Annotated in this window: 21 protein-coding genes; 15 read left to right on the plus strand and 6 right to left on the minus strand. The window is 40.2% G+C overall.

The annotated features are described in order from the left end of the window. Nucleotides 1-92: 92 nt before the first annotated feature. Complete coding sequence (locus tag PL9214_RS13070) at nucleotides 93-1,052, minus strand: M48 family metallopeptidase (RefSeq protein WP_072719249.1); 960 nt, start codon at nucleotides 1,050-1,052, stop codon at nucleotides 93-95. An 84-nt stretch (nucleotides 1,053-1,136) separates the two neighbouring features. Between PL9214_RS13070 and PL9214_RS13075 the strand changes: the two genes are divergently transcribed. The 4 genes from PL9214_RS13075 (at nucleotide 1,137) to PL9214_RS13090 (ending at nucleotide 5,839) form a co-directional block, all read left to right on the plus strand. Continuing rightward, nucleotides 1,137-1,838, plus strand: coding sequence for a chromophore lyase CpcT/CpeT (locus PL9214_RS13075; RefSeq protein ID WP_083580002.1), 702 nt, complete (start codon nucleotides 1,137-1,139; stop codon nucleotides 1,836-1,838). Between the two features lie 95 nt (nucleotides 1,839-1,933). Further along, nucleotides 1,934-2,557, plus strand: coding sequence for a hypothetical protein (locus PL9214_RS13080; protein WP_072719251.1), 624 nt, complete (start codon nucleotides 1,934-1,936; stop codon nucleotides 2,555-2,557). Nucleotides 2,558-2,743: 186 nt separating this feature from the next. Then, a complete protein-coding gene (gene glgX, locus PL9214_RS13085; protein WP_072719252.1) occupies nucleotides 2,744-4,867 on the plus strand; it encodes a glycogen debranching protein GlgX in 2,124 nt (707 codons plus the stop codon). Between the two features lie 114 nt (nucleotides 4,868-4,981). Continuing rightward, nucleotides 4,982-5,839, plus strand: coding sequence for a lysophospholipid acyltransferase family protein (locus tag PL9214_RS13090; RefSeq protein ID WP_072719253.1), 858 nt, complete (start codon nucleotides 4,982-4,984; stop codon nucleotides 5,837-5,839). Nucleotides 5,840-5,966: 127 nt separating this feature from the next. Here the strand turns inward: PL9214_RS13090 and PL9214_RS13095 are convergent, their stop codons facing one another. Then, nucleotides 5,967-6,209, minus strand: coding sequence for a hypothetical protein (locus PL9214_RS13095; RefSeq protein WP_072719254.1), 243 nt, complete (start codon nucleotides 6,207-6,209; stop codon nucleotides 5,967-5,969). 87 nt (nucleotides 6,210-6,296) lie between these two features. Further along, the gene (locus tag PL9214_RS13100) at nucleotides 6,297-6,809 is read right to left on the minus strand and encodes a DUF2887 domain-containing protein (RefSeq protein WP_072719255.1); all 513 of its coding nucleotides are present in this window, start codon (nucleotides 6,807-6,809) and stop codon (nucleotides 6,297-6,299) included. Between the two features lie 572 nt (nucleotides 6,810-7,381). Here PL9214_RS13100 and PL9214_RS31260 point away from each other — a divergent pair. Then, nucleotides 7,382-7,555, plus strand: a complete 174-nt coding sequence (locus tag PL9214_RS31260) for a hypothetical protein (protein WP_186440356.1) — start codon at nucleotides 7,382-7,384, stop codon at nucleotides 7,553-7,555. A 101-nt stretch (nucleotides 7,556-7,656) separates the two neighbouring features. On the opposite strand, the gene PL9214_RS13110 is transcribed toward PL9214_RS31260, so the two are convergent. Together PL9214_RS13110 and radA are read right to left on the minus strand one after the other, a co-directional pair. Then, nucleotides 7,657-10,308, minus strand: a complete 2,652-nt coding sequence (locus PL9214_RS13110; RefSeq protein ID WP_072719257.1) for a sensor histidine kinase — start codon at nucleotides 10,306-10,308, stop codon at nucleotides 7,657-7,659. A gap of 342 nt (nucleotides 10,309-10,650) precedes the next feature. Further along, nucleotides 10,651-12,264, minus strand: coding sequence for a DNA repair protein RadA (radA, locus tag PL9214_RS13115; protein ID WP_072719258.1), 1,614 nt, complete (start codon nucleotides 12,262-12,264; stop codon nucleotides 10,651-10,653). A 424-nt stretch (nucleotides 12,265-12,688) separates the two neighbouring features. Between radA and rpaB the strand changes: the two genes are divergently transcribed. The 4 genes from rpaB to PL9214_RS13135 all read left to right on the plus strand — a co-directional run bounded on the left by rpaB (nucleotide 12,689) and on the right by PL9214_RS13135 (nucleotide 15,355). Further along, on the plus strand, nucleotides 12,689-13,420 hold the full coding sequence (gene rpaB, locus PL9214_RS13120; protein WP_072719259.1) for a response regulator transcription factor RpaB: 732 nt from the start codon (nucleotides 12,689-12,691) through the stop codon (nucleotides 13,418-13,420). Nucleotides 13,421-13,571: 151 nt separating this feature from the next. After that, the gene (locus tag PL9214_RS13125; protein ID WP_072719260.1) at nucleotides 13,572-14,237 is read left to right on the plus strand and encodes a cofactor assembly of complex C subunit B; all 666 of its coding nucleotides are present in this window, start codon (nucleotides 13,572-13,574) and stop codon (nucleotides 14,235-14,237) included. Between the two features lie 397 nt (nucleotides 14,238-14,634). Continuing rightward, nucleotides 14,635-15,048, plus strand: a complete 414-nt coding sequence (locus PL9214_RS13130; RefSeq protein WP_072719261.1) for a hypothetical protein — start codon at nucleotides 14,635-14,637, stop codon at nucleotides 15,046-15,048. Next, nucleotides 15,020-15,355 (plus strand): hypothetical protein, encoded by a 336-nt coding sequence (locus PL9214_RS13135; protein ID WP_072719262.1) that lies wholly within the window; start codon nucleotides 15,020-15,022, stop codon nucleotides 15,353-15,355. The genes PL9214_RS13130 and PL9214_RS13135 overlap by 29 nt, the downstream gene beginning before the upstream one ends. Before the next feature lie 63 nt (nucleotides 15,356-15,418). Here PL9214_RS13135 and rfbB read toward each other — a convergent pair whose 3' ends face one another. Further along, entirely contained in the window at nucleotides 15,419-16,528 is a 1,110-nt protein-coding gene (gene rfbB / locus PL9214_RS13140; RefSeq protein ID WP_072719263.1) for a dTDP-glucose 4,6-dehydratase, read from the minus strand. A 145-nt stretch (nucleotides 16,529-16,673) separates the two neighbouring features. On the opposite strand from rfbB, the gene PL9214_RS13145 reads away from it, so the two are divergent. From PL9214_RS13145 to PL9214_RS13170, 6 genes are all read left to right on the plus strand, one after another. Next, the gene (locus PL9214_RS13145; protein ID WP_072719264.1) at nucleotides 16,674-18,368 is read left to right on the plus strand and encodes a CapA family protein; all 1,695 of its coding nucleotides are present in this window, start codon (nucleotides 16,674-16,676) and stop codon (nucleotides 18,366-18,368) included. 122 nt (nucleotides 18,369-18,490) lie between these two features. Further along, nucleotides 18,491-19,957 carry a rhamnogalacturonan lyase family protein gene (locus PL9214_RS13150; protein WP_222425236.1) on the plus strand — a complete coding sequence of 489 codons (1,467 nt, stop codon included), beginning with the start codon at nucleotides 18,491-18,493 and terminating at the stop codon, nucleotides 19,955-19,957. 75 nt (nucleotides 19,958-20,032) lie between these two features. Next, nucleotides 20,033-20,461, plus strand: coding sequence for a hypothetical protein (locus PL9214_RS13155; protein WP_072719266.1), 429 nt, complete (start codon nucleotides 20,033-20,035; stop codon nucleotides 20,459-20,461). A gap of 246 nt (nucleotides 20,462-20,707) precedes the next feature. Next, a complete protein-coding gene (rplU, locus tag PL9214_RS13160) occupies nucleotides 20,708-21,085 on the plus strand; it encodes a 50S ribosomal protein L21 (RefSeq protein ID WP_072719267.1) in 378 nt (125 codons plus the stop codon). A gap of 54 nt (nucleotides 21,086-21,139) precedes the next feature. Further along, entirely contained in the window at nucleotides 21,140-21,424 is a 285-nt protein-coding gene (gene rpmA / locus PL9214_RS13165; RefSeq protein ID WP_072719268.1) for a 50S ribosomal protein L27, read from the plus strand. 508 nt (nucleotides 21,425-21,932) lie between these two features. After that, nucleotides 21,933-22,412, plus strand: coding sequence for a GNAT family N-acetyltransferase (locus PL9214_RS13170; RefSeq protein WP_072719269.1), 480 nt, complete (start codon nucleotides 21,933-21,935; stop codon nucleotides 22,410-22,412). Nucleotides 22,413-22,435 lie beyond the last annotated feature (23 nt).

Consider the following 22,435-nt stretch of genomic DNA (forward strand, 5'->3'; position numbering starts at 1 on the left):
ACGTTCTTTGCTTTACCCAGAAACCGGGTTTCTACCCCAGAGTTAATGATATTAAAGCTAGATTAATACAGAAACCCGGTTTATTGACAATATTATTTAGATTTCATCCGATTAATTTGATTTTGTAACTCCTCAATTTGGCGACGTAAATCATCAACTTCATCTGTAGGTTTTTCGGCTTTAACATTAACTGAACCTTCGGCGGTTGCTCGTTGATATTGACCGGATCGAATTTTCTGATATTCCGCAGAATTAGCCCATTGTCGTAAATATTGAATGCGTTCAACGGGGAAGGGATGACTTAACATCATGCCTTGACCGCCATTATACAATAAAAATTTATACACTTGATTCAACCCATCTTGATCTAAATCTCGATATTGTTCTGATTGACGAATAAATTCATCTAAACTACATTCATGGGCATATTTTGTACTCACTCCTGCTAATTCCATCATAGATTTCATCACGCATTTGAGATCATCTGTAACTAATAATGCGGCTCTATCTGCCGATAATTCGGCTTTTCTTCGCCATTCATAAAAGGCATAAATTAAGCCACTACTAACTAAATTTCCCAAACCAAAGGTCATTTCTCCAATCATAGAAGCCACACCCATTGCCCAAATTGCCATCTGATTTAAAATCGGATGACCGCATTTAATATGCCCTAATTCATGGGCTAAAACCGCTCGTAATTCGGCTTCATCTACTAAGTCTAAAAGACCCGTATTCAGAATAATATAAGGGTGTTCTTGTCCTAAAGCATAACTATTGACTTGAGGATTTTGAGAAACAAATAAACCGGGTTCAGGAAAAATATCTAAATCTCGAACACATTCTCGAAAGAGATGATAAATACTGGCATATTGTCTCGGCCCAACTTGTAGAGCATTTCCCATTAAGTAAACATATTGAGGGCGTTCATAGACGAACTCGACAAATTTACTGGCAATTAAATCAAAACCTGGAACGCTGCGGAGAGCAACTTCTGCTTCTTTATCCAGGGGATGACGAAAGGCTTCGCTAGAAATTCCGGTGTAAGTTGGCATAATAATAATTTACAAGGTTAAATTAAAAAGTGGATTTACAATGTTTTGAAGCCCTGAAGGACTTACTACGGTTTGGATGTTCCGATGATGAAATTATCTCCTGTTTCTATTTTAGGGGTTGCTGTTATTTTGGGGGGGTGTGTGACTCAACCTGACCCGATGCAAGGTCATGCTCAGAAAGTAGTATCTTATTTGACGGGGGTAATGGAGACTTCAGCACAAGCTAAAGCCATTCCTGATGCGCCTAGCGTTCGGATGACGACTTGTGAGGTTAAGTTGAATTCTACAGAGGGTTCTGTTAAACCATCTGAAGGGGTTTTTCTCTATCAAGAACAAGCCTTAACTCGCAATTTATCAAAACCCTATCGTCAGAGAGTTTTAGAAATTCTGCCGAGTGCGGATAAAAACAGTATTGAGTCCGTTAGTTTTAAACCTATTAATCCTAAAAACTGGATTGGTTTGTGTCAGAAACCTTTGTCAGAACGGGTTATTAGTTATCAAGAAATACAGAATGCCAATTGTCGTGTATTTTTAAAACCTGTGGAAACTCAATATATCGGTGAAACTCAACCGGGAGGCTGTGCTACTAATTTTAAGGGGGCGGTTAAAATTACAAATACGATTAAATTAGATCAACAGGGAATGGAAACTCAAGATCGGGGATTTGATGCTAAAGGTAAACAAGTTTGGGGGGCTGAAAACCGTTCCTATCAATATAGGAAAATTGGGGAACAGGGAACAGGAAACACTTCGACAAGCTCAGTGCTTCGCAGGGAACAGAAATAAAAGAAACTTTACCCTGGTTTTTGGGGTGTTCTATTCTTTGAAATCACCTATTTACGGGACTGTAATCAGCTTTAAACCTTGGAATTTTTATTAAAATGATACTTAACCTTTTAATCATTAGTTTATTTTGGTCAGTGGGACTTTTACTTAATTTATGGGATATTGCCCGAAATGTTCCCACTTTCGATATATTCACCTCAGAATTGCTGCAAGAACGGGTTATTATGGCTGCTGCTTGTGGATTAATGGGGGGGTTAAGTGTGGGATGGGGTTTGAAACAAAGGGTTCCATCTTTAAGTGGAATTCAGGTGATTATTATCGGCTTCATGTGGGCGATCGCTTTAGCCATAGGAGTTCAACTCAGTGCTTATATTAATGAATATGATATTGCGTTTAATCAGTTCCATTTAACATCCTTTACCTTGGGTTCAATTCGTCAATTGATTAATTTTACCATTGCGGGGTTGATTGGCGGTTGTTTCATGGGTGTTGTTGCTAAGAAAATTCAACCTGAAATTTCTATTTTCAAACTTCTTTTAATCAGTGGCTGTTGGTGGATCAGTTTCATCCTAGCAACCGGGATTATTTTTATCATTCCTTGGTCGGGTGGAAGTGGAATTTTACGTTCATTTTTAGCGGGATTAAGTATTGCAATGTTAGGGGCAGGAATTATGTTTTTACAGGTTAAATCTTTTCCTTTTGAAGAAATATCTTCTTAGATTATAGAGATAATACTGTAGCAACAGTTAGTATAAAAATTAATAATAAAATTAAAATATATCTACCTTTAGGGATATGTTGATTCCTGATAAAACTGGATAGGATTTAACTTTGAAAGTGGTATTATTCATGCCTCTAACATCGGGATGTAACCTTATTAAACCCTCTCCCCTGGAGTCAACGCTATGTATATTCCTTTATGGCCAGGTAAACCTTATCCATTAGGTTCTCATTGGGATGGAAAAGGAACAAACTTTGCTTTATTTTCGGAAAATGCGACAGCAGTTGAACTGTGTTTGTTTGATGAAAATGGAAAAGAAACTTGTGTATCTTTAACAGAAGTTAGTAATTTTGTTTGGCATGGTTATGTTCCTAGTATTGGGCCGGGTCAACGCTATGGTTTTCGAGTCCACGGCCCCTATAAACCCGGAGAAGGTCATCGTTTTAACCCTAATAAACTATTAATTGATCCCTATGCTAAAGCCCTTGATGGAGATATTCAAGGGGGGATAGAAACTTTAGGATATATTGCAGAACATGAGGCTCAAGATTTTTCTTATTCTGAAGAAGATGATGCCCATTTAGTTCCTAAATCTGTTGTAATTAATGAATCCTTTGATTGGGAAGATGATCAACTTTTACGCACCCCCTTTCATGAAACCATTATCTATGAAGCTCATGTCAAAGGATTTACAAAGCTACATCCTGATATTCCTAAACAATTACGGGGAACCTATGCCGGAGTCGGACATCCCGCTAGTATTTCTTATTTACAATCAATTGGGATAACAGCTATCGAATTAATGCCTGTCCATCATTATTTAGCTTGTCCCGGTTATTTAGTGGATAAAGGATTAAAAAATTATTGGGGCTATGATTCCATTAACTATTTTGCTCCCTATTCAGGCTATAGTGCTAGTGGTACATTAGGGGAACAAGTAGCGGAATTTAAACAAATGGTCAAAGCCCTCCATGCAGGAGGAATTGAAGTTATTTTAGATGTGGTTTATAACCATACCGGAGAAGGCAATCACATGGGGCCGACTCTATCATTCAAAGGTATTGATAACGCAGCTTATTACCGTTTAGTGGATGAAGAACCCCGCTATTATATGGATTTTACAGGCTGTGGCAATTCCCTGAATGTTCGCCATCCGCAAGTGTTGAAATTGATTATGGATAGTTTGCGGTATTGGGTGTTAGAAATGCACGTCGATGGGTTCCGATTTGATTTAGCTTCCGCTTTAGCGAGGGAACTGTATGCGGTGGATCGATTAGCTGCATTTTTTGATATTATTCACCAAGATCCGGTGTTATCTGATGTTAAATTAATTGCTGAACCTTGGGATATCGGAGAAGGGGGATATCAAGTCGGTGAATTCCCCTTATTATGGTCAGAATGGAACGGGAAATATAGAGATAATGCTCGCAATTTTTGGCGAGGAGAAGACCAAACTTTAGCAGAATTTGCTTATCGTTTGACAGGAAGTTCAGATTTATATCAATTTAATGGTCGCCGTCCCAATGCCAGTATTAATTTTATCACGGCTCATGATGGATTTACGTTGAACGATTTAGTCAGTTACAACTATAAACATAATGAAGCCAATGGAGAAAATAACCAAGATGGAGATCAACATAATAGCTCTTGGAATTGTGGGGAAGAAGGGCCTACAGATAACCCTGATGTGTTGAAACTTCGCAACCGTCAACGCCGTAATTTTTTAACCACCTTAATGTTATCTCAAGGGGTTCCAATGTTGTTAGGAGGAGATGAAATTGGGCGATCGCAACAAGGAAATAATAACCCCTATTGTCAAGATAATGAAATTTCTTGGCTAGATTGGAATTTACAAGAAGAGAATTCTTCTTTATTAGACTTTAGCCGTCAATTGATTTATTTTCGTCGTCAACATCCCGTTTTTCGACGTCGTAAATGGTTCCAAGGTCGGGCAATTTATGGTTCAGGAGTTACGGATATTGGATGGTTTAACCCCGATGGTGCGGTCATGACCGAAGAACAATGGAATATGGGGTTTGCAAAAGCCATTGGTGTGTTTTTAAATGGAGAAGCCATTATAACACCAGGAGAACGGGGAGAACGCATTATTGATGATAGTTTCTATATCCTGTTCAATGCTCATTATGAACCCCTAGATTTCTTCCTTCCTGAACCGATGGCAAACCGAGAATGGCAAGTTGTGATTGATACGACTTACTCTCGTTTTATTAAAGATGATATTCGTTATACTGAAGATAAAGCCATTACGGTAACTGAGCGATCGCTAATGGTTTTAAAACGGTTATAACCTTTGTTGGGGGGTAAAAATACCAAGGTCATACAAATATTCTTGCAGAGTTAGTTGCCAATTCCCTCAAAACTAGATTATCTTGACGGATGCAACGCTTACAGTTCTGACATCTTGAACCTCTTCTTCAACTCTAATCCCTCTCCCGGCCCAACAGCCAATCCTCGTTTCACAGGTTGGTCATTACAGGATCGTGATCCTGACTATATCCGATCCTTAATGCCAATTTTAGGTTGGTTCTATGACCATTATTTTCAGGTCAAAACCACCGGTTGGGAAAATCTCCCCCCTCAAAATAAAATGTTATTAGTCGGTTCCCATAATGGGGGGTTAGCCGCCCCCGATATGTTTATGGGGTTGTACGCTTGGTGTCGTCGCTTCGGAACAGAACGCTTACTTTACGGACTCATGCACCCGAAAGTTTGGCTGGTTTCCCCAGAAGTCGCAACTTCGGCGGTGCGTTGTGGAGCGGTGATGGCCCATCCTCGTATGGGAATGGCAGCTTTACGACAAAATGCTACGGTTTTAGTTTATCCCGGTGGCGGTGAGGATGTGTTTCGTCCCCATCACTTACGCAACAAAATTCATTTAGCAGGTCGCAAAGGATTTATTAAGTTAGCACTGCGGGAAAAAGCTCCCATTGTTCCTGTAGTTTCATCCGGTGCCCACGATACGTTAATTGTACTCACGGATATTTACGACTGGGTAAAACAACTGCACCAGTTAGGAATGCCTTGGTTATTGAATCTTGACCCAGAGGTATTTCCGATTTATTTGGGGTTGCCTTGGGGAGTTGGAATTGGGCCGTTACCGAATTTTCCTCTACCAGCAAAAATTAAAATTCACATTTGTCCAATGATTGAGTTTGAATGGAATGGACGGGAAGCAGCAAATGACCGCGAATATGTCGATATTTGTTATCAACGAGTGAAAACAGCCATGCAACAGGAACTTGACAATTTAGCTCTGTAGAGGGAGTCATTCAAACGAGGAGAGGGGCGACTGATTCAAAAAATCCATTTGTCTACAACCTTTATTCCAAAAAGTGGGGAATTAGAAACCCGGTTTCTTTGAGAAACCGGGTTTCTGGGTACACAGGTTAGTTGAGAGTATTGATAAATTGTAGAACTTGCTCAACATTAAGCTGGAGAATATTAGCAATTTTTTCCACAGAAAATCCTTCTTTTAACAACTGGGGAACAGTCTCTAATTTTGCTTCCAACTTTAACTCTTGAGCAAACCGAGTTTTTCTCAAATCATCTACACCAAACATAGCTTCTAACTCCTGACGACTCATTTGAGGTAACTTTGCTAAAACAATTGTTTCTAATAAGTTTAACAATTGTAGCCGCGAAACTTGAGCAAAAAATTAGACTTGAGGAATTAGAAACCGGGTGTCTGGAAGAAACCCAGTTTCGGGTGACATAGGTTAGTTGAGAGTATTGATAAATTGTCGGACTTGTTCGATATCCAATTGTAAAATATCAGCAATTTCCTCAACAGAAAAACCTTTTCCTAATAAACGAGGAATCGTTTGCAATTTACCTTTAATTTTCCCCCTTTGCTCCCCCTCTTCAATCAACTCTTGAGCAAACCGAGTTTTTCTTAAATCATCAACACCAAACATAGCTTCTAACTCCTGACGACTCATTTGAGGTAACTTTGCTAAAACAATCGTTTCTAATAAGTTTAACAATTGTAACCGCGAAGGTTCATCGGGAAATTGTTGTTTGACTTGTGCAATTAACCGAGTGACTCTCTCTAAGAGTTCTTTCTTCTTGGCGACAATTACTTGAATAATTTGTACCCCTAAAGGAGTGGTTTCACTGACTTCTATTTCATTCAAATAGATGCACTTGACCAAAGCAGAATCTAAAAACGGTTGAACTGATTCTCGTTGTCTAGCTGTGGGCTCAATGCTCCGACTCCTGAAAATAATCATAGCACGCCTTCTAATTCTAAAATAGAATCTCTAATAAAAGCACTCGCCCGCTTTAACAACTTTTTGAATGATCAATTAGATAAACTTTCCTTTGCGAAAGCGAAGGAGTATTTCAAGCCGGGATGGGGATGTGGGGAAGAGGAGAGATGAGGACAAGCCAGTAACCGTCAACCAACACCCCCTTTAATATTTCTTCACTAACAAATATTGCTGATTCTGCTTCTAGTCTTAAATTTTTATTAAGTTTTTGCCACAAGCCGTTAAAAGCAGCCTAAGAATAGATCAAGAGAAAAAAAATTTCGACGAATTAATCTAGCAATGGAGGAAGACTGGGTAAAATTCAAGGGTTTATCCTTGGGGATCAAGGGTTTCTGACTAAAGAGAGAGTGTAAAAATAGGATTAGGGTGTAAAAATTAATTTAGGAATTAATAAAAGAAACGAATCCATCTGTTTTTTCAAAATCAACAGACTATTCGCCGATTTCCCTATTATTACCACTCTTAAAAGATAGCAGAATAAAAATTGATTTTGACAAAAAATTATAAATGGGGTGAAACCCAAAGGATTAAAAATGGCTACTAAACAAACGGTTCGTTGTCCTAACTGCGGAACTTTAGCAGAACGGTCTTACACCCACAAAATCACCCAAACTCAATGTCATCGTTGCGACTATTTAATGATTACCTGTTCTGTGACGGGTAAAGTTGTGGAAGCTTATGCACCAGGACTTTCCCTTCGTTGTTAAAAAAGAAATCAGGTAGAAGAAGTGTGTAATCAGTTATCAGTTACCAGTCGTTAGACCTGCTTGGGACTTATTTCACTTCTCTGTTGTTCTTCCCTTGTTCTTTAAAAATCTGAATCAGAGGCAGTATCTTCTGAGGCTCCAGGCAAACAACGCAAGATTTTGGGGAGTTTCATCGTGAATGTGGAACCTTTACCCAACTCACTAATCACGGATAAATCCCCCCCCATCATTTGACATAATTTTTGAGTAATGGTTAACCCTAAACCTGTTCCACCATAACGGCGAGTGGTGCTTTCGTCAGCTTGAGTAAAGGGATTAAAAACCGTTACTAACTGTTTAGGGGTCATACCAATTCCGGTATCAATCACTTGAAAAACAATAACCGTTGAACAGGTTTTAGGGACATCGGGGAGAGAACAAGCTTCATTAATGCCTTCCTCATTTAAACTCAGTAATTCTGAGTCTAGGGTAGGATTTCCATTCAGATTAACCTGATCTATTGCTTCTTGAAAAACTTTTAAGGTGATTTGACCATTTTCTGTAAATTTGCACGCATTACTGAGGAGATTTAATAAGCATTGACGAACTTTCGTTAAGTCAGTGTGCATCAAATCTACATCTTCTGCCATGTCTAAAATAAACTTATTCAAATTCTTCGCCACCGAAGGTGCAACCGTGGTTTCCACTTCCCAAAGTAGTGTAGCGACTTTAAAGGTTTCTAAATGGAAATTCATGCGACCCGCTTCTATTTTAGAGAAATCTAAAATTTCACTAATTAATGTTAATAAATGTTGTCCCGCTACATAAATATTTTTTAAATCTCCGACTAATTCGTCTTGCTTTAACTCTTCAGCATCTTCAATTAACAATTCACTATAGCCTAAAATTGCATTCAGGGGAGTCCGAAGTTCATGACTCATATTCGCTAAAAATAAACTTTTAGCATGATTAGCCGCTTCGGCAGCTTCTTTTGCCGTTCTGAGAACCTCTGCCTGTTGACGTTCGGTAATATCATTCGCCATCATCAGTAAACAGGAAATTCCCTCTAAATCAATTAATTCAATCGAGACCAACCAATCTCGAACTCGTCCTGATTTTTGGCGAACTTTTAACTCAACATTACTAATCTGATTTTGACGTTGTAATTGTTTTTTCAGTTTGAGATGTTGTTGAGGATGAACCCACATCTTTAGTTCTTCGGGAGTGTGATGCAGAACATCTTCTCGATTCCAACCAATTTGACGTAAAAAACTATCATTAACATCTAAAAATAGCTCCTCAACCAGCGTCATAATACTAATCCCAATCGGACTCGCACTAAAAGTTTTTGAAAATCGTTCTTCGCTGGCTCTTAAAGCAATTTCTGCTTTTTTCCGATCAGTAATATCTTGAATTGTGCTCGTAATATGGCTTGAGGTAATCACCGCCTGTTCAAAAACAATCCGTTCCTCACCATTGATTAATTTCAAACGATAATCAATACAGTAAGGTTTTTGTTGAAATAAAGCTTGATCAATATAATGTTGTACAAATATTCGGTCTTGAGGATGGACAAATTCTAAAAATTGAGGAAAACTAGGTTTAACACCCTGGGGGGTTGTTCCTAACATCCGATAAAGTTCATCCGACCAAAATAATTCATAACTACTGATGGTCAAATCCCAATGACCTAACTTGGCAATGCGTTGAGCATTGGCTAAACTCGCTTCACTATTTCTCAAGCTAATTTCCGCTTGTTGGCGTTCTGTCACCGTTGCTGCTAACACTAAACCTGTAACGGCGATAACCAAAATAAAGGCCTGCAACGAAAAAATTTGAGGCGTATCCGTACCGCGACTAAAAAACGGCCCACTTTCACGCGCTACACCCCAAACTGCAAAACTGGCGGTAATAAAATGGCCGAGTGCCGTTCCCCGTTGACCAAATCGTAAAGATGCCCAAACAAAAAAAGGAAAGGGTAAATATTCCAAGGGAAAACTAATCGTTGCGGAGCGGGTGCGAGAACAAAATACAAACCAATTTAAGGCGAATAATAGTAATAACCAAATCCCCACCTCGACCTGGCGCATCCACAAAAATTGACGAGGAGACCGTTCAATCAAACGTAACCGTGTTGTTCCCAAAGGTAAACTTTGAGACAATGCGTTCAGGAAAGATGAAAATGGCGAAGCCGGAGTTTTGCAGCGATAGTAATACCGTTGAAATTCACTTCCCCAGGTTAATAGTACCGGAGTTACCACTAATACCCCCATGGCATTTCCCAACCATCCCGCCACCCAGGTTTCTCCAAAATCTTTCCACAACAACCAGCCATTTAAACAACCCACGAGCAGGGTAATTGTGGGATGAATCAAAGTAGCAATCACTCCGGCTAAAATCATTAATCCCAGAACATCTTTGAGACGTTTGAGTTCTGGGGAAAAGTCTAGCCGATGAAGTAAGTGAGTCGCTAAACACGCTTGTAATGTCGCTCCTACGCTGGAAAATACCACCACCATGAGCGGAATTTGTTCCGTTCCTAGAAGGGAAAAAAAGCAACCCAGGGTAATTGCGGGCCAATATCGATAACCACACAACAGAATAATCGCTTGGGCGACTCCTGCTGTCGGCAAAAATAAGGTTTGGGTAGGACTCAACATTAAATATTCAATGGTCAACTTCCCGATGAGCCAGTAGGCTATCGCCATCAAACCCACTGCACCGAGGTATCGGCCATTGGTGACCTTCGCACGTTCAAGGGATTTCATTAACATGGTCGTTGTGAGTAAGCTGATGTGGAGTGAGTAACCCTGAATTTCTAGTTTAGATTGCTTCTTGGGGAATTGCTTGAGTTTGATTTAGATTGCCTATGCTTTAAAAATAGATGGGAAAAAGCGAAAGAGCCGTTGACAATTTTGCTCTTAATTGCTGTATAAAACCAATACGAATTGTCCCTAAATCTACTGATTTTTTAACAAGGTTAGATCAGTCACGGATTAGGGTATCAATCAAACTCACCCTAAAAATGTCCCGGATGATTAATAGTTTAACAGATTCGATCCCGCAAATATCGCAACAGACAGTGAGGCTGGCAGCCAGATACCTAAGATTCAGGATCAGAATTCATCATTGAGGGTTGGGGGTTGAGCCGGAATAGAAGCGATAATCGCATCAATCACTTTACCCACCGGAAGAATTTGTAACCCTAAATCGGCAGGACTTTGACCTCTGGGGATAATTGCCCGTTTAAATCCCAATTTTGCCGCCTCCCGCAGTCGGAGTTCCAGTTGGGACACCGGACGCACCTGTCCCCCTAAACCGATTTCCCCGATTAAAATCGTTCGTGGATCAACCACCCGATCACGGAAACTCGCAACAATAGCAATGGCGATCCCCAAATCGGCTGCGGGTTCTTCCACTTTTAACCCCCCCACCGATGCTACATAGGCATCCAATTTAGACAACGGAATCCCCACCCGTTTTTCTAATACCGCTAAAATTTGTAATAAGCGGCTACTGTCTACCCCGGTTGTTGCTCGTCGAGCCGAACCGTAACTAGCGGGACTGACTAACGCTTGAATTTCCACCACAATGGGCCGAGTCCCTTCTAACGCCACCACCGTTGAAGTCCCCGGAGCAAATTCATCTCGATTTCCTAAGAATAATTCTGAGGGATTAGAAACTTCTTTTAACCCATGGGCGACCATTTCAAAGACTCCGATTTCATGGGTCGCTCCAAACCGATTTTTCATTGACCGTAATAACCGATGGGAGGCAAAGCGATCGCCCTCAAAATATAAGACCGTATCGACTAAATGTTCCAAAACCCTCGGCCCTGCAATACCTCCATCTTTGGTGACATGACCGACAATTAATAAGGTAATATTTTCCCGTTTTGCCACTTGCATTAAAGCTGACGTGCATTCCCGTACCTGAGCCACCGAACCGGGTGCAGAGGTCAGACTAGCGAAATAAATGGTTTGAATACTATCAATAACGGCTAACTGCGGTTTTAAAGATTCTAATTCTCTTAAAATAACTTCTAAATCCGTTTCAGGAAGCAAATATAAGTTGTCTTCGTGATGTTGGGGTGTCACAGATTCAGACTTCGGGGGTGGATTTTTTTGCCCATTTTCTGGGGAATTTGACTTTTTCTGTCGCCGACCTTTAAGCTGTTCACTAAAGGGATCAACTGTTGTAGCAGAAGGTTGGGAATTGCCGTTTTCTGGTTCAGGTGAGGGGTCTGTTTCCTCATCCACACCCACCCCTAAACGTTGCGATCGCAATTTTACTTGCTGTCCCGACTCTTCGGCTGAGACATAGAGTACCCGACTGCTGTGGGATAAACGATTTGCCACTTGTAACAACAGCGTAGACTTGCCAATTCCGGGTTCACCTCCGATTAAGACTAAAGAACCTGGAACAATACCCCCTCCCAAAACCCGATCTAATTCTCCATAACCTGATGGCATTCGGGATTGGGATTGATCGGAAATTTGGGATAATCGGAAGGAAGACCGAGGTTGTCCGGGTTTAGTCACTTCCGGTGAACCCTCTGGGTGTTCTGGGCTCAGGTTACTCCAACTAAAGCGTTGCAAAGAGGTCGGAGGGGGTTGTTCAACTTGTTCTTCCAAAGAATTCCACGCATGACAAGCAGAGCACCGACCAAAATATTGAGGAAATTCGGCTCCACATTCGTGACAAACATAAAGGGTGCGAGATTTCGGCATGGTTGAGAATCATCAAGTGAAATGCAAGAAAACCTGTATTTACCCCTAAAACACAACAACCCCAAATTAAAGCAACTTTAAAAAACTTTAAAGCTGATTCATCTTGACAAGAAAGATGATTAAACTTTTGTTACAGCTAGTGATCGATGTCCAAGGAATACGGGGGTATAATTCGGTATCTCAATGGGGGTTCCCTTAATGATAAGGTAAAAAAATCAATACATTTCTCAAACTAAACTTAACATAAGTTGAGATTCGCCTAGTACAGTCGCGCCAGCCACGAGTTCATACCGTAGGCTAAGGCCTTGCCCCAAGGCAATGGGTGTGGTTGTCTGCTAGAAATTCCTTAGATTCAGGGTTGCGAGTCTTACTGTTGTTCTATCTAAACTGTAACTTAATGCAACTAAGGGAGCGTTGAAATCCATTGGAAAATCATAAAGAAAAAATTTTGGTTGTTGATGATGAGGCCAGTATCCGTCGGATTTTGGAAACTCGCCTTTCCATGATTGGTTACGATGTCGTTACCGCCGCCGATGGAGAAGAAGCCTTAGAAACGTTCCGCAAAACTGACCCGGATTTAGTGGTCTTGGATGTGATGATGCCCAAATTAGATGGGTATGGAGTCTGCCAAGAGTTACGCAAGGAATCCGATATCCCGATTATTATGCTAACGGCCTTGGGAGATGTCGCAGATCGGATTACCGGGCTAGAGTTGGGGGCGGATGATTATGTGGTTAAACCGTTTTCCCCCAAGGAACTCGAAGCGCGAATTCGTTCAGTATTACGTCGCATTGACAAAAATGGCGCATCGGGAATTCCCAGTTCGGGTGTCATTCATGTTAGCAATATTAGAATTGATACCAACAAGCGACAGGTTTACAAGGGAGATGAACGCATCCGCTTAACGGGAATGGAATTTAGTTTATTAGAACTTTTAGTGAGTCGTTCTGGTGAACCCTTCTCTCGGTCTGAAATTTTACAAGAAGTCTGGGGATATACCCCAGAACGTCACGTTGATACCCGTGTCGTGGATGTTCATATTTCTCGTCTCCGGGCTAAGTTGGAAGATGATCCCAGTAATCCTGAATTAATCTTAACGGCCAGGGGAACCGGTTATTTGTTCCAACGCATTATTGAACCGGGGGAAGTCGGTTAGAGTCGGGGAAGCAGGGGGAGTTGGGGAAGCAGGGAGAAATGGTTGATAGTTCGCACTCCGCACTCCGCACTCGGTACTGTAACCATCAAACCCTTCTTCCTCACCCCTGCCAAAATCAACAATAATGTTTCAGCTTAATTCAGATGCAGTTATGGCGACATCAGATCGGAATCGGGTTTTACGATTATTACCGATATTTGCAGGCAGTTTAGGGGGGGTGCTACTCCTGATCAATCGGGTTCTAACCCCGGAATTATTGGACTCTCAAGCGCGTTCTGATGCCTTGGGGGTTATTTTAAGTGCCGTATTGATTTTAACGGGGTTATTGTGGCAACAAATTCAACCTCGATCTCCTGATGCGGTTGAATTAATCGGAGAACAGGGGTTTGAATTGAAACAAGATTTACCCGAATTTGTTAAAACGGAATTAGCTTGGGCTTCTCATCTATTATTAACAAATACTGTCACCCGTTCTGTTGTGGTTTATTATCAAGGTGAAGTCTTATTACGGCGAGGAGTATTAGGGAACAATCCTACCGTTAATCCAGGGCCGATTTTACAACGGGTTTTAGAGAAACAAAAACCTGTCTATTTAGTCAATTTAGCGTTATATCCGGGGCGAATTGAATTTGATTATTTACCCGAAAATACCCAGGGGGTCATTTGTCAACCCCTAGGGAATCAGGGAGTTTTAATTTTAGGAGCTAATGCACCTCGGAGTTATACCAAACAAGATGAAAATTGGGTGGAAGGAATTGGGGATAAGTTAGCGAATACCTTGTCCAATTTACTGAATGAAACGTCAACTTTGATCTAGGAATTTTAAAATGGCATACCCCGATACAATGACTGTCCGGGTATTTTATATAATATGATGAACAAATGGGTAGTGGCTCAGTTCAAACCTCATCCAGACATTTAAAGGAATTCTAATTTTCCAACTTGAATATGGACTTAGTTCTGGCTCAATTTAGAGAGTTTGGAAGACAACTGAGGCTGAAGTCAGTGGGCAAAATCCAAGAAAGTTGAGAAAATCTTAATTTTTTCCGATTAACAGATAACATTTTTTCCAGAGGGGAAGTTTACCCGTAAAATATTAGGTAGAGCAGGGAATCGGGAATACAAGGATTTCAAAGATGATGAAGTAGGATAGCACAATTGAATTCTCTGTTGATTTGCAAAACCGTTAAAATGTTGACTTTGGAGTCTAGGTCATGGAGATAATATTTGAGTCTACTGAAGAATTTGAAGAGGATTTAAAAACCTATAGTGAAGCAGAACAAACGCTGATTTTGCAACAGCTTCATGAATATTCTTCCTGTTTATTACAAGTTAAAGGGTATCGAGAAAGACGACTTCATCAATTTTATCAATTTGATTTACTAGGGGATTATGCCTCCTCTCTCTATTCTTTTATTGTTAATTATTACCTGCGAGTGATTTTAACAATTGATGATGATCCTTTATTCAATCGCACGATTATTACGTTATTTAGAGTGGTAGATAGTCAAGTTGTAGCGAAGGTCTATCAACAAGTTGGAGAATCTATTTATCAATCTTTCTTACAATCTACGGAATTTATTGAGGTTCAATCAAACAATGGTACAGTTGTCGCCGTCACTGGTTGATGAACGGGGAATTATTCGTAAAGCGTTAACCCTGCTTCCCCCCCAACTTCGAGGTCGATTTTTAGAAGTTTTAGCAGAATTACAGGATGAATCTTGTTATCGCTATCAACGATTTATCAAAACCAAACTAAAACGCATTAAAGGCACACAGATTCCTCTGTATTGCGCCCGAATTGATGAAGCTGAACGCTGGAAACTTTATCTTTACTATCAAGACGGTAAATTATATTTACAGGATATTATTTATCCCCTTCCTAAAGCCAATAAAGATAGTTTAGATATTATTGCTGAATTAAATGATTTTTAGAATTTATAGGAGGGAACAGGAAAACTGTTTTTCTTTCTGTTCCCTGTTCCCTGTTCCCTGTTTTTAAGACGGATAAACCTGTCGATAATAAGCTTGATATTCTTCAGATAATAAGGGTTCCCACCAATGGCGATGGGTTAAATACCAGCCGACAGTTTGACGTAAACCTTCTTCAACGGTAACTAATGGAGCCCAGCCTAATTCCGTTTTAATTTTAGTGGCATCAATCGCATATCGTCGATCATGTCCGGGTCTATCTTTAACAAAAGTAATTAATTGATTAGACGGTTTTATCGGTAAATGTACGGCTAATTCATCCATAATCCGACATAATATTTTAACTAAATCAATATTCTTAACTTCATTATTTCCCCCAATATTATAAGTTTCTCCCGGTCTGCCATGATGAATGACTGTATCTAAAGCCCGACAATGATCTAAAACATACAACCAATCTCGCACATTTTGACCATCGCCATAAACCGGAAGCGGTTTCCCTAATAAAGCGTTAATACACATTAACGGAATCAGTTTTTCAGGATAATGGTAGGGGCCGTAATTATTAGAACAATTGGTAATAACAGTAGGCATTCCGTAGGTATGATAATAAGCCCTGGCTAAATGATCACTTCCAGCTTTTGAAGCAGAATAGGGACTATTAGGAGCATAAGGAGTCTTTTCTGTAAACGCATGATCATGAGGGCCAAGACTACCATAAACTTCATCGGTTGAAACGTGCAGAAACCGATAATGGTCTGGTTGACCTTGGGCTAACCAATATTGACGAAAGGCTTCTAAAAGGGTAAACGTCCCAACGACATTGGTTTGCACAAACGCATCAGGGCCAAGAATTGACCGATCAACATGGGATTCTGCGGCAAAATGGGCAATAGTATTGATCTGTTCTTCTTGTAACAGACGATCAATTAAGGCGCGATCGCAAATATTCCCTTCAACAAACCGAAAATTCGGGTTATTTTCCAAACTCGCTAAATTCTTGCGATTTCCGGCATAGGTCAACGCATCCAAAACCACAACCCGGTCATTGGGATACGCACTAAACCAATGATGGACAAAGTTTGAACCGATAAAACCCGCCCCCCCTGTAATCATGATGCGATGGGGTGAACGAATACCTATATTATCGTAGCTATACTGAACAGCCAATGTCATATCCTCCCAAGATCTGCTGGATAAAAATCATGCTGAAGATTCCGTTTAAAGCCCTGATCCGATAAACTGTTGATCATTGTACTCGTTGAGATGGCTCTCTAAGGGAAATTGCGCCAGAAATTAAATTGGATGTGAGGACATTGGAGTGAGTGACCACAAGACTATCGCCCTGGCTAAAGCAGGGGATGCAACAGCAATTGCTATTTTAATCAATCAGGCGCTACAACCCAAAGGGGTAACGGCAAAAGCTACTCGTCAAGACCACCATCTCAGCGTGGTTTTGGAGTCTAGCCAAGTTCCCGATGCTCAAGCCTGTGTGCGGGTGGTTCATAACGGTTTGATGCGGTTAGATGCCGCCTGTATTGGGTCTGTGACGATTTCCGCATTCCGTCGAGGTCAGAAAAAAGTTGCTTGGACACAAACTCTGGTTCTGAGAGAGTTCGTCTCTAACCCTCAACCTTCCCCGGTCAGACCCCCAACTCCTCCGAAACCTCAACCTCAAAAAACGCCTCAACTCAAGGTATCCCTTCCTAAACTTTCAAGCCCTAAACTGCACATTTCGGTTCCTAAAGTTGTTTTCCCTAAACCTCAAATTTCAGTTTCTAAACCTTGGTTGATTGCGGGTTCTGTTAGTTTAATGGTTTTGCCATTATCAGGATTTCTCGTTAACCAAAATCATCAACAAATTACGGCTATTTTAACGGGAATTTCTCAACATATCTCTACCGATTTACCTAAAATCCCCTCTCTATCTTTAGCAGTAGAACCCGTTTCTACACCCTCACCCTTGCCAGTTCACAAAACTGCAACAATTAAAACTCTTAATCAAGTCTCGCAGTTAACCTTAACAACGCTGCAAAATCCGATTAATCCTGATTTACAACTGACCATTCGGGCTGTCGGAGATATTATCCCTGGAACGAATTATCCTTATAATAAATTATCTTCTAATAAAAAAGCTTTATTTGCAGATGTGAAACCGGAATTAAAAGGAGATATTGTTTTTGGTAATTTTGAAAGTACATTAACGAAATATCCTAATAGCGCGAAATCGATAGGTCGTGGGTTAGTTTTTGCTTTTCGCACTCCTCCTGAATATACGACTTTATTGAAGGATGCCGGATTTAATATTTTGAATGTTGCGAATAATCACTCGTTTGATTTTTTTGAAGCGGGTTTTAAAGATACCGTTCAGAATATTCAAAAAGCCAATATCAAGGCGGTGGGAGAAAAGGGAAAAATTGTTTATCATGAAGTCAAAGGGGTAAAAGTTGCCTTTATTGGATTTAGTAATTATGACGCTCATAATAATTTAAGTAATATTGAAGCGGGCAAAAAGTTAGTTAAACAAGCTCAGAAAAATGCTGATTTTGTCGTGATTTCTTTTCATGGTGGAGCGGAAGGAACAGGTGCGTTAAATGTTAAGAATAAAACGGAATATTTCTACGGAGAAAATCGCGGAAATTTAGTTTCATTTACTCATAATATGATAGATGCAGGGGCTGATTTAATCTTAGGACACGGCCCCCACGTTCCCAGAGCATTAGAATTGTATAAAGATAAATTAATTGCTTATTCTTTAGGAAATTTTATGGGATATCGAACCTTATCAACGGATGCAGAGTTAGGATATTCGTTAATTTTAGAAGCAAAAGTTAATCCTCAAGGAGATTTTATAAGCGGGAAAATTATCCCCGTTCAATTAGATTCTCAAGGAGTTCCTAATTTAGATAACCATTCTAAAAGTATTAAGTTAATTCGCAATCTCATTCAACAAGATTTCCCCAAAACCCCTTTAAAAATTGATGATGAAGGCAAGATTTCAATCAAAAAACCTTAAACCTTCGTCTTTTGACTTAGGATTATGCTAAATTAGTTCTTAAAATCTGTTTCTGTGCTGATGAAGTCAGCTTCAGTGCAATGACTAGGATAAGTCTTGAAAGTTCAATTGAGAGAGTAAACATGAACAAAATTTTGAGCTTATTCAGCTTAAGTCTAGTCCTAGCAAGTTTGAATTGGGGATGTGGGGAAGCATCCTCTTATCAACAAGAAAGCTTAAGCAATTCTAATCCAAATGTTAAAGTGATTCCCTTAGATTTTTCCATGAAACCTAAAGATCAAGGGGGACTGATTGCGGTTGATGTTAATAACAATAATCAAAAAGACTTTATTATTACCCAGTCTCGTTCAAATCTTCTGGGTCAGCAACAAGGTTTAATTCGGGTTTACGATCATTCCGGTCAAAAACTCTGGGAGAAATCTGCTAAGGTGCAACTCACCACACAAGCAGAAAGCGAAGGTTTACCGGGGTTACACGCACCTGGAGTTCAAGCTGCTGATGTGAACGGAGATGGCAAAATAGAAGTCTTGTTTCTGACGTCAGATAAGCGGTTACATATTGTTGAGGGTGCAACGGGACAAACAATTCGAGAAATTCAACTCACCTCTCCTGAAGGAACTGATCGGTGGGAACATTTAGTAATTGCGAATTTTCGCGGAAAAGGCGATCGCGATCTACTTCTACAAGCCACTGAAAATGCTGATTATCGGATGGGTCGTTATATTGCGGCTTATTCTATTGAAGATTTACTCAAACAAGATAATCCTCAACCTTTGTGGACAAGAAATGATTTTGTCGCCAATGCACACAATGGCGCACGGGTTGGAGATCTCGATGGAGATGGCTTAGATGAAGTGTTAGGGGGGACGCTAATTTCTCCAAAAGGCGATATCTTGTTTAGTCTTCCTCTTAAAGGTCATCTAGATTCTGTTTTGATTGCGGATGTTCGACCTGATATTCCTGGGTTGGAAGTTGTGGGTTTAGAAGAAGGGGGGGAAAAAAGAGAAAAGGCCCTGGGTTCCAACCGTCTTAAACGTGATCGTGTTTTTCTCTACAATAAAAAAGGACTGATTTGGGAAACAGATTATAAAAATTGGGAACCTCAAAATGCTGCGGTGGGAGACTTTGATCCCAGTCGTCCTGGATTGGAAATTTGGTGTCGGAGTCGTTTTAATACGGATCAAAAACCCTTTGTCTTTGATGCTAAAGGTCAACTCATTTCTAACTATGAATTCAGTAAGACTGCGCCTGAAGGTTGGACACAGAAAGGGGTTGAAGTGATTTTTCCGATTGATTGGACGGGGGAAGCTAAACAGTTAGCCGTCGCCAAGGAACGCCATGAACAGGGAGATGTGGCGATTTTCGATCCCCTTAACGGTGAATATCAAATTCAATTTCCTGAACAAACCTATCGCCTCTATGTTGCAGATGTTTCTAAGGATTGGCGAGAAGAATTAATCGTCTTGAGTACCAAGGAACTCCGCATTTATCATAACCCTGAACCGAACCCTAATCCGAAGCGTGCGTCCCTGTGGGAGCAAAATCGCTATCGTCGTAGCAAGATGACCTGGAATTATTACAGTCCCTAGATATTCCCTGGTTTTAACAAAAGCGATATACTAATGTAACAAATTGTAAAAAATCCTTCCTTTTTGGCATTGATTATGATCTCTGAACCCCTTGTCGTTTCCCCGATTTATATTGTTGTTGTAGCTTCAACGGTGTTAGCCGTCTTGTGGGGAATCATTTTTAAAGATATGTTGGAATATCAAGTGGCGGTGTGGAGAGAAAGCGCTCAACGCTCAACGTCTATTCCTTATAAAACCCCCAATTTAATTACTGCTTATTTGGGGATGACGTTATTTATCTCATTGTCTGTAAGTTCCAGTTTGGCGGTGTTTTTTCCCGTCTATTGGATTGCGGGATTGATGGGGTTAATCGTTGTGATTCCAACGGCTTTATTGATTTGGGTACAATTAGGTTCAATGTTGAATTTATTAGCCACAAAAGGTTATGAATCAATTGATATTGATACCCTATTTGTCGATAAATCTGCTGAAAAAGTACCGAATCCAACTGTTAGTAAAAGCTAAAGTTAATTAATTTTTTGTCTTTGTTGTTGACACTGGGTTGAAGCCCTGAAAAGCTGACTACGGGTTTGGACTTGACAGAATGAATACTCATCAACGATAATAAGAGATTGTGTCTAAACCTTGCTCGGAACAGGTGCAGACATGGCAAACGCTCGAAAAAGACACAAAGTTCATTAACCTGTTAAGGGTTGAACGTGCTTTCAGTGTTTTTGGGCTACCTGTACGGCAACCTTAACCCAAAATTCCATGAGTTACGCAATTATTGAAACAGGCGGTAAACAAATCAAAGTAGAACCCGGTCGGTTTTACGATATTGAACTATTAGCCGCCGAAGAAAATGAACAAATTACCATTGATAAAGTTCTGTTAGTCAATCATGACGGCGACGTTCAAATTGGTCAGCCTTTAGTGAGTGGGGCGACCGTTGAAGGAACTGTGATGCGCCATCTGCGGGGACGAAAAATTATTGTTTATAAAATGCGTCCGAAGAAGAAAACCCGCAAAAAACAAGGTCATCGCCAAGAAATTACTCGGTTGATGATTGACTCTATTTCTCTGAATGGGTCTGTCGTGGCGAAGCGGGAAGAACAACCCGCAGAATCTGGGACGATAACTGAAGAGTAACACCACATTGCGTCAGACTATCTAACATACTGATTATTTCATTGGGAGAATAAAATGGCTCATAAGAAAGGGACGGGTAGCACTCGTAACGGTCGTGACTCTAACGCCCAGCGCTTGGGTGTCAAGCGTTTTGGGGGTCAAGTGGTGCGCGCTGGTAATATTTTAGTTCGTCAACGGGGTTGCAAATTCCACCCAGGTAACAACGTGGGTATCGGTAGCGATGATACCTTATTTGCGAAAATTGATGGGGTTGTTTGTTTTGAACGCAAAGGTAAAACTCGCCAAAAAATTAGTGTTTACGCTGTTCCTCAAGCTGAACCCGCAGCAGTTGAAGCTTAATTAATTTTATCTCTTGCTAAAGCGGGCTAAAATAGCCCGTTTTTTGTTGAAAAAATTTAGCATTATTCAACTCCTGTAGGGTTTGTAAGTACAGCGCACGCACCCCTTTATTTAAGGATTAAAAACATGATAAATCAGGGAATTAGTTACTGAAATTACAGAATTTCTGAGAGTGTTCTAGGGAAAATCTCACCTTCTGGCTGCAAATGTCATTAAACGCTCATATTTGATCCTAAACTCTTGATTATTCTATCCCTATGTTATAGGATTTATTTCAAGAAAAACACTCAATATCAGTCCAGTTCCCATCTGGAAAAGAGGCGTATTTTTTTTAATCTTGTTAAATTCGCCACACACTCAATGAACTTTGATCTGTTCCATAGCACCTTGTTTCAGTGGATTAAACTGGATCTGCTTTAACGTGCTAATCTTGAGTTAAAATTTATCAGTTTCTTAACAGTTATCAGTGGTTATCGGTTGCTCAAAATCATTTGAAGGATTATTCTCTATGAAAGCCGTTTACCCGGATCACCATCATATCTTATTTAATGATTCTCGTACCAACATTGATTTAAACCAGCTTCAAGCTCTATTTCAACTCGCTGCATTTTGGGCAAAAGATCGAAGCCAAGAAGATTTAAAAATTGCCATTAGTAATAGTGAACCCGTTGTTACGGTATGGGATTATGAGCAAATGATTGGGTTTGCAAGGGCAACTTCTGATGGCATTTATCGCGCTAATATTTGGGATGTGGTGATTCATCCTGATTATCAAGGTAGTGGACTGGGACGAAAATTAGTCCAAACTGTATTAAGTCATCCCAAAATGTGTCGCGTTGAACGGGTTTATTTAATGACAACCTATCAACAAAAATTTTATGAACGTATTGGCTTTGAATATAATTCAAGTACCACAATGGTTTTGAATAATCAACTGTTAGAAATTAACCCTCAAAAATCTGAATTGACGACTATTTTTTCTTCATAATTAACCTAGAAACTCAGTTTATT

Origin of the sequence: Planktothrix tepida PCC 9214, assembly GCF_900009145.1 — a bacterium.
Classification (GTDB): domain Bacteria; phylum Cyanobacteriota; class Cyanobacteriia; order Cyanobacteriales; family Microcoleaceae; genus Planktothrix; species Planktothrix tepida.